This window comes from Paracoccus halophilus (genome assembly GCF_000763905.1).
GTDB lineage: Bacteria > Pseudomonadota > Alphaproteobacteria > Rhodobacterales > Rhodobacteraceae > Paracoccus > Paracoccus halophilus.
Genome location: NZ_JRKN01000061.1, coordinates 1 through 7,310, shown reverse-complemented (window position 1 = coordinate 7,310; position 7,310 = coordinate 1). Strand labels below are relative to the sequence as shown.

4 protein-coding genes are annotated in these 7,310 nt (G+C 60.2%); all 4 read right to left on the bottom strand.

Annotated features, from left to right (window positions below; all coding sequences use genetic code 11):
• Nucleotides 1-39: 39 nt before the first annotated feature.
• The 4 genes from IT41_RS18700 to IT41_RS18685 all read right to left on the bottom strand — a co-directional run bounded on the left by IT41_RS18700 (nt 40) and on the right by IT41_RS18685 (nt 6,849).
• Complete coding sequence (locus IT41_RS18700) at nt 40-729, bottom strand: ArdC family protein (RefSeq protein WP_081967637.1); 690 nt, start codon at nt 727-729, stop codon at nt 40-42.
• A 619-nt stretch (nt 730-1,348) separates the two neighbouring features.
• Nucleotides 1,349-2,536, bottom strand: a complete 1,188-nt coding sequence (locus IT41_RS18695) for a pentapeptide repeat-containing protein (protein WP_175496465.1) — start codon at nt 2,534-2,536, stop codon at nt 1,349-1,351.
• 19 nt (nt 2,537-2,555) lie between these two features.
• Nucleotides 2,556-3,320: a hypothetical protein gene (locus tag IT41_RS18690; protein WP_036744200.1), complete on the bottom strand. Its 765-nt coding sequence runs from the start codon at nt 3,318-3,320 to the stop codon at nt 2,556-2,558.
• 94 nt (nt 3,321-3,414) lie between these two features.
• Nucleotides 3,415-6,849, bottom strand: coding sequence for a class I SAM-dependent DNA methyltransferase (locus tag IT41_RS18685; protein WP_036744198.1), 3,435 nt, complete (start codon nt 6,847-6,849; stop codon nt 3,415-3,417).
• Between the last annotated feature and the right edge of the window lie 461 nt (nt 6,850-7,310).

Below are 7,310 nucleotides of genomic sequence, written 5' to 3'. Positions count from 1 at the left end.
CGAGTGACGAACTCTTGGCATTCCTCGAAGGACTCTGAATTATGCCGACACGCCGCGCCGGCCTAACCGCAATCCAATAAGTCTAGCAGATCGGCGCGGCATAATCCGAACCTCGGCATTATGGGTCGCTTCATGGGCAAGCGTGGCATAGTAGCCTGCGGCGCTGTGGAACGTCGCAATCGGCGGCATGTGGAGGTAATCCTCGGTGGGGTTATAGTAGGCTTGTGGCTCGTCGCTGGTGCGAATGTCCGCGCCGGTCGCTGCGAAAAAGGCGTCAAGGGCGGGGTCGGCCTCGGTGCCAAGGTCGCGGGCAGGCTCGGCGTGGATGCCGTAGTATTCTGCGGGCAGGCCGTCGATCTGCTCGGCGTTAAACACGCGGTAGGCTTTCAGGTAGGGCAGGCGGCGTTCCTCGCCCGTTTCCGCGTCCTCGCGCTCAAAGGTGCCATATTTCACGACGGTTGACGATTTCTCGCCCTTGCGGACCTGACCGCCTGCCTCTTGAGCCTGCTTGTAGGTGAACCAGCGGGCGGCGCGGTAGCCTTTGGCATCTGCGGCCAGCCACAACATCAGGACGTTGATGCCGGAATAGGGTTCGCCGTTGCTCCGCAGCGGGAAGGGTGCGCCGCCCTTGTCGCCGGTCCAAGGCTTGCGCCATGCCGGGGTGCCTGCCTCAATGCTGGCAATGATGCTGTCGGTGACGTGGGCGTAGAGGTCGAACTTGTCAGCCATTTGTGGCTCTCCTTCTAGCGACTGATCGGGCCGGTTATCCGGTTCCCGCAGGGCCGGGGTTTTCCCCGTTTCCCTGTTATCTGTATATACGCATTTCGGCGCATAGGAAAGGAAAATCGACCACAAACCATAAATTTATTTCAACATATCAAGAGGATATTCGGTTGAAATCGCTTGACGCGCCTGCCGCCAGACCCATGTTTTCCCCAGCCATATCCCGACCGTGACACCCGCGTTGCGCTGCCGATCTCGCGCGACCTGGACGCCAGCACCCGCAGCGCCAGCAGCTCGCCCCGACGAAGATGATAATGCGCCACCCGCGCAGCACAGCACGCGGGCGGCGTTCGGCTTGTCCGAATCCCCCCGCGTCAGGATGCAGCGGCCATGTCGTCTGTCAGATATTTCTGGCTTTCCGTCAGATTTCTGACCCAAATCGCCGTTCCGCCGAGGTCAGGTCATAGACGCGAAGAGTCCATACCGGACCTTTACACTTCGCCTATGTGGGATCTAAGAGGTATGATACGTCTAGTGGGTAGGACATTACTTCAAAGTTAGCGAAAAAGGCAGCCACGAAACACGGCCTATTCAACCCGATGGGAACGCCTCATACTCCGGGTGTTCATTTGAAATAGGCGCCCTGCTTTTTTTGTTCGCGTTGCTGTCGGGCAGCGAGCCGCGCCTTCGCGGCCATCGACCGGACAGGGTCATCTCGGGCGAAGATGGTGCGAAGCACAGGCGCGGAACAGAGGACTTCGGCCTGCCTCTCATAGATGATCGAGGTGGTTATGGGCGAGGATCTGGACGAGATCTTCTTATTGGAAGCCGCTTCTGGATTCAGCCGCGTCTCGATAGCTTCAAGGCGATGCCGAATGGCTGCGGCAATCTGCGCTCCCGCAGCGTCTTCGAAAAGTTCGGGCAGATCCAAGACATCTCCTCCACCTACGTCATCCAGCAGCGCCGCTCGATTGACGGCAGCCACGTGATGCCGCCCAAGGCCAGTGGCGGCCTCAAGGATCAGCTGCTTCCGAAGGCCCGCGTTCTCCGGACGCAGGAAAAGCTCCTTCATATTTATGAAATTCTGCATGAAGATGCCGGTGCTCGCGCTCGCCTTGAACGCGGACAGGCGGACACGCGGAGATTTTGCCGCGCAGAGTTGCACGATTATGCCCCTGACCTCCGGATCATCTCCATGAAGACTGGATGCGATAGTCGTGAATCTCTCGATCAGCGACGTGTTCTCGCTCTGCCGCGCGAAGATGCTTAGCATCAGCTCGCGGAGTTCGGTGCGCGAGCTGGTGATGCTCTTGAGGAAGTAGAACAGGTCGGTGCGCTTGGTCAGGTCGATGTCGTCGGCGAGTAGCTTCTGGCAGAGGATTGCCGCAGTCTGTTGGTCTGCCTTCTTCAGGATCGAGTGGCTCTCGCGCTGATTTCTAAATCGTTCATGCAGCCAGCCGGAAATTTCGAAAGGATCGCCTTCGAGCAAAGTGCGATACATGCGGGTGGCCATCGGGTTGTCTCTGAAAAGCAGGAGCTCTCGGTAATAGGACGCAAAGCATGATCCTTGGAGATCGGCCCCCTCAAAATTGGTGCTGTTGTCGAAAATGACGTCAGCACCGTAGCTGCCACGCAAGTCTGCGCCGCGAAAATCGAACCCTCGCAGGTCGGCCATCGAAAAATCAACATCCCGAAGGTTGCTGAAGCGAAAATCCCGTGCAGGGTCGAGGCTCAGCGCGACGCAAACTTCCAAGAATTCACCAGACGTCGCGGCGACGCGCTCGAAGGCAGCTTCAAGAGTTCCGTAATCCAACAGCTCCTGAAGGCTAGCCTCACTCCGCATCTGGCAATTCGATATGCGCAGAAGACAACGTAATTTCGCCAACGTATTTCCCGCGTCTGCGCAACGCAGAATCTATCGACTTCGCGATGAATATATCCAACAGGTGACGCTGTGTTGTGCTGAACCTTTTGAAGTAATTCCAGGAAATTGGATCCCTCACGGCTTGGCCGAATGTGATATCCCTCTGTCTCACAGTCGCACGCGCCAGCAAAGCTGTTCGATTAGCTCGCTCCGCGCGAGTAAACCGCAGCAAGCTGTCACTTTCCAGGTAGGTCCCGTCGAGCCGGCTGTCGTCTGATTCCCTGACTTCCCAACGGAGGTTCGGTAGCGCCTTCACTCGGTGGTGCACGAAACGGTCATGTGCGGTCAGGACGGTTTCCCGCCGCACCGACGCCTTGTGTTCGCCTGAAGCAGAGGCTCCAAGCGATGGACCGGTTATGTCAAGATTTGCGTTTGCTGACGCTTTGAAAGCCGTGTCTACCTCATTCTCCTGGGTGACAACCCTGTCCATCTCAGAGATCGGTTGTTTGCGCGGTTCACCGAAGCGGCTTCCCGGCACCGGAGTCGAGCCTTCAAGATCAAGAGACAGCGTCAATTTCGATATTGAAATTTCGCAGGTCTCGTCGCCCAGATCGACGTCTCCTGAGGCCAGCCGCAATTCAACGATGCAGTCCAACTCCCCTTCGTGCGCGGCCGAAGGCTCCACGCGGATGACCAACTCGCATAGCTCGGAAACGGCGTTCCTGGTATTCATATGACCTCTGCGGAAACGGTCGGCATCAAACCTACGAAACGATCGACACTCCAGATTGATACATCCTGGGTATCCGACCGTCAAAGCTGTCGCGTCAGGCCGCGAAACGGCCGCCTTCGATCAGGCGGGCTTGCCCAAGGGCGGTAAGGCTTTCCAGCAATGGTTTCACCGAGGCGGCGCGGCCGCGTTTGAACTGGCGGGCAATCTGCTCCGGCGTGGCCTCGCCCATATCCGACAGGACGGCGCGGACGGCGGCGATCTGTTCGGGCAGGGCCTTGGGCCACAGCGCCTTGCCTTCGGTCTCGGCAACCTCTCCCACGTCCAGTTCTGCCTGTTTTCCCTTGGCAACGGCGGCGTGGCCGGCAGGGTTCTGGTATTCGGGGCGCAGCCAGCGGATATGACCCGCAGCTTCCTCGGCGGCACGGGCACGGTTCAGATCGACCAGGTTCGTCAGGATGGTTTCGTCATCCAGATCGACGGGCCAGCCATAGGCGGCGGCAACCTCGGCGTCGATGCGGTCGTGAATATCGCGCAGGATGCCGACAAGGCCCTGATCGTAGGTTTCCTTGTCCTTGCCCTCGATCCGCACACCCGCCCGCAGTTTTTCCAGCACGTTATAGATGCCTGTCAGGGTCAGCTTAGGATGCGCGGCCTGCTGAGCCTTGCGATGCGCGTCCAGTTCCTCGCCCAAACCGCGAAGGCGGGCATTTTGGGCTTCGGTCGTGTCCGGGAAGGGGAAGGGGTCGAAGCAAACTGTTTTATTGTAAACAGGTCGATCTTCGAGAACCCCACCAACCGCAAGTGACCAAACAACATGGATGCGCGAAGAAAGCACTGCGATTTGCGCGGGATCCTCCAGCCCAAATACCACAAGTCGATTGTCAGGCAGAACCTCACCATCCATGAACATGAAAAGACGATGCTGCATCGTTTCAACAGTAACTATATAGCGGGGCAGACCTTCCAGCGCAGGGCGCAGATCGCGGCGCGGCTCGCCATGAATCCACCAGTTTCGCTTGTAGCTGTCACGGTTGTTGTGGTCGCGCTCGGGTTTCACCCTGTCCAAGACATGCTGGTAAACGGCTGGAAAACGGGTCCGCACCTCGGTTTCGGTCAAGCCGAACAGGTCGATGACCATGACGCCGCGCGGGGTGGCGGTCAGGTCTCGGCCGTTGCGATAGGTGCGGATATGCGCCTCCAACCCCGGCACAGTGCCAAGGCCAAGCGCCTGCGCTTCAGCGGGGGTGATGATGAAGCCTGCGCCGTGCAGTTTTACCCCCGGTGATGAAATACCATCATTCGCCCGTAGCGCCTTAGCCCCTGCCACATCCGCACCCACCCGCAGGTTGGCAAAGATCTTGCCCACCTGCTCGGAAAGCGTCACGGGCCGCCCTTCGGCCTCGCGCTCGCCCTTGCGTTCCTCGGTGACGGTGAACAGCCGTCCCGGTGCCTTTCCTGCCGCCGCCACGGTCATAGCGATCCGCACCGCCGCGCCATCTCCCGCATCGACCCAGGGGTGATCGGGAATGGCAAACATCAGCGACAGCGGCTTTTTGGGCGCACCTAAATGCGGCTCCAACACCTGCCGGTTAAAGGTCTGCCGCAGGGAGTTGGTGGTGATGAAGCCAAGCCGCCTCGCCTTGCCAGACCGCGTTTCCAGCGCCGCCTTTTCCCACCAGAACATCACGAAATCCGCGCTTTCCGGCATCTTCGGATAGGCCGCGCGCAAAGCTTCGGTATAGCCGTCGCCCAAGGCTTCGCGCATACGCGATGCCCCGATGAAGGGCGGATTGCCGACGATGAAATCAGCCTGCGGCCATTTGGCAGGGCGGGGTTTCAGATAGTCCAGCACTGGAACCCGCGCCGCCGCGTCCGGCACCAGAACGCCCGAGACCGGATGCCGGATGGTGGAAATCCCGTCCCACCGCGTCACCGGCTGGCCTGCGGCATCCAACCGAGGGCGGGTGCCGTCATAGGCCAGCACGGCATCGCGGTTCTCGATGTTGCGGAAATCGCGCAACACGGGTTCAGAGGGGCTGGCCTTGCCGTGGGTGCGGAAGTGCCATTGCAAATAGCCGATCCACAGCACTAGTTCGGCCACGGCGGCGGCCCAGGGATTCACCTCGATCCCAAGGAACTGGTGGGGGTCCACGGTGTGGCCTTGCAGCGCGAACGCGTCCTGATCTTCGCCCAGCTCTCGTAGCAGGGCCACAACCTCGCCCTCCAGGCGCTTCATCAGCTCCAACGCGACATAGAGGAAGTTCCCCGATCCGCAGGCGGGGTCCAGCACCCGCACTTCGCACAGACGCCGGTGGAAAGTGAGGACGGTCTGGCGGGCGTCGTTCAGCTTGTCCTGGGCGGCCAACGTAACGGCAGCGGCCTGCACGTCGCGCCATTCGGCCCGTAGTGGTTCGATCACCGTAGGGTTTACCAGCCGTTCGACATAGGCGCGCGGCGTGTAATGCGCCCCCAACTTGTGGCGCTGTCGCGTGTCGAGGGCACGTTCCAGCAAGGTGCCGAAGATTGCGGGTTCGACCTCGCGCCAGTTGTGGGACGCGGCCTGGATCAGCAGGCCAAGCTGCATCTCGGACAAGGGCAGCGCGGTCGCGTCCTTGAACAGGCCACCGTTGAAGCGTTTGAGGTCGCAGGACAGCGCCGGGGAAAAGCCGCCCGTGTTCATCGTTTCCCACAGGCTTTGCAGCATGGGGGCGGCGTGTTCGGGATGCCCGCGCCGATCCTGAAGCAGTTTAGTGAAGGCGTTTTCCGGAATAAGCTGCACGTCCTCGGCAAACATGGTGAACAGGGTGCGCATCAAGAAACGGGCCACGGCATCGGGCGCATGGCCCTGCGCCTCGAAGGACTTGCCAAGCTCGGCCAGATGCCCCGCCACCTGCCGCGTGACTTGGGCGCTGACACGCGTTGGGTCGAGGCTGTTCGGATCGTTCCAGATGGCATGCAGGCGGGCAAGGGTCGCATCGTCGCGCAGGTCGTCAAGCGTGATGCGATAGCGGTTGCCGTCCGGAAACTGGGTATAGCCCTGCCCTTGGCCCGAAAAGTCGGAATAGACCTCAATCACATGGCCCACATCCACGATCAGCAGGAACGGGGGCCAGCCATCTTCGCGCGCCACCGCGCGGGCATAGCCATCGGCCTGGTTGCGGGCGCGGAGCATGGTGTCATCCCACCGTTTCGAGCCACGCATACCGTGCCCTTTTCGCTGCACGGCTGGCGTGACGGACAGCAGGGAAAGCTGGTCTTCGTCAGCAATGGCCGCGCCGGTGCCCTGCTTGGCCTCCATGATGAAAGAGCCGCGCCGGTAAAGGTCGATGAAACCGCGCGACTGCGTGCCGGTGTGGATGAAGGTCACGGGCCGCTCGAAACGATAATCGTCGTTCTGGGCGTCGGCTGTGGCAGGCTTTGGGGCGGGAACGTCCAGAAGCTGCGTCAACTCGATCGCGAACTGTTGGAAATTGGCCCGTTCGCTGCCACCAGATGCCATCCAGCGGGTAATAAAATCATCTATGTTCAAAGTGGTCTCCGTCCTTCAACGCCACCATAGACGTTTTCTGTCAAGCTGCACTCGATACCTGTGGTCCTCGATACCAACTGGCCGGATTTCTATGAACTGGCAAAATGGGTCAGTTTTGCCTGACGATTGGGGTGGAAGTGCCTGACAGACAGGACTGCCAAGCACAGCGATGCCGCGATGCATGAGTCAAGAATCTTTGGAATCTGACAGGCCAAAGGCCGCGATCCGCAATAAAGCAGCCCCGGCACCGCTTGCCGGGGCTTCCGATCTTGCCATAGGCCGCGCCAGCGGCCCCTTGCCGGATTTGTCCAGTCTGGACGCGCAGCGACCAGACCTTGCAGGGCATGAGCGAGACGCCATGTGTGGATGCCCCGTTTAATGCAAGTCGGTTGTTTGCTCGCTGGCGGAGTGATCGGGTGCGTTCATGTGTAAGGCCTGTATAGTGCGGCGATTCACATGCC